We start from the raw sequence: 555 nt of genomic DNA on the forward strand, positions 1-555 counted from the left end.
AAGTTCCAGGGCGTGAAGGCGGCAACCGGACCGACCGGCAGCTTGACGGTCATCTGGGTGACATCGGGTGCGCGCGGCGGAATGATCTGGCCGTAGGCCCGCTTTCCCTCCTCGGCGAACCACTCGATGATGTCGGCGGCGCCAAGGATCTCGCCCTTCGACTGGGCAAGCGGCTTGCCTTGCTCGCGCGTCATCAGAAAGGCGATGTCGCCGGCCCGTTCGCGCAGCAGGGCGGCTGCCGACCGCATCACCTGGGCGCGGTCGAAGGCGGAGGTTGCCCGCCACGTCTTGAAGCCCTTCTCGGCGGCCGCAAGCGCCTCATTGAGGTCTTCCACTTCGGCCCAGGCCACCTGGCCGATCGTTTCCTCGTTGGCCGGGTCGATGACGGGAATGGTCTTGCCGGAACGCGCCGGCCGCCAGGCGCCGTCGATATGAAGCAGGATGTCTGGATAGTGAGCCATGGGAAACCCTTTACTGAATGAAGTTCGCCGCTTTGAGCGCGATGCCGTAGGATCAGGTCAATGGGGAACAGGTCGCCTGGCCAGGCGACCTTGA

At 65.0% G+C, this 555-nt stretch carries 1 protein-coding gene; it reads right to left on the bottom strand.

All coding sequences use genetic code 11. The features are described 5' to 3' along the window. On the bottom strand, positions 1 to 461 hold a 461-nt coding region (locus tag IB263_RS33835; RefSeq protein WP_192439607.1), incomplete at its 3' end, for an aldehyde dehydrogenase family protein. Positions 462 to 555: the final 94 nt, after the last annotated feature.

The organism is Ensifer sp. ENS03 (genome assembly GCF_014852035.1).
Taxonomy (GTDB): Bacteria; Pseudomonadota; Alphaproteobacteria; order Rhizobiales; family Rhizobiaceae; genus Ensifer; species Ensifer adhaerens.